This is a genomic window from Pseudomonas sp. IPO3778, assembly GCF_013386825.1.
GTDB lineage: Bacteria > Pseudomonadota > Gammaproteobacteria > Pseudomonadales > Pseudomonadaceae > Aquipseudomonas.
The window spans coordinates 1-565 of record NZ_JACARC010000054.1 but is presented as its reverse complement, the minus strand read 5'-3'; the positions used below and the strand labels follow the sequence as shown (position 1 = coordinate 565).

Here is a 565-nt window from a genome sequence, read left to right as displayed (position 1 = left end):
GCGGTGTTTCCAGAAACAACACTGCAGACATGCATTGTGCATTTGATCCGCAACAGCCTGGACTACGCGGCTTGGGACAAGCGTCGAGTACTGGCCAAAGCTCTGAAGCCGATTTATCAGGCCATCAACGCAGAAGCGGCTGAGAAGGCATTAGATGAATTTGAAAACGGGCCCTGGGGCAAGCAGTATCCAACGGTCGTGGCCGCCTGGAGGCGCGCTTGGGATCGAGTGATTCCATTCTTTGTTTTCCCGCCGGCCATCCGGAAAGTGATCTATACCACCAACGCGATCGAGAGCATCAACGCTCAGCTACGCAAGATCATCAAGACCCGCGGCCACTTCCCGACTGACGATGCGGCAACTAAACTGATCTGGCTTGGACTGCGTAATATCACAGCAAACTGGGGCTCTGCGGCCCCTGACTGGAAGAGCGCGATGAATCAATTCGCGATTCTGTACGGAGACCGATTTATCAGGCCGACCTGGTAAAAGCACGGCCTGCCTGACGGCAGGCCATTATCGGCCCGCACACAAAAAATCTGACAGTCCCCCCCGTTGGGCTGCG

General features: G+C 55.8%; 1 protein-coding gene. It reads left to right on the top strand.

Annotated features, from left to right (window positions below; translation table 11 throughout):
• The coding region (locus tag HX855_RS26800; protein WP_177089956.1) for a transposase at positions 1–489 on the top strand (489 nt) is incomplete at its 5' end.
• Positions 490–565 lie beyond the last annotated feature (76 nt).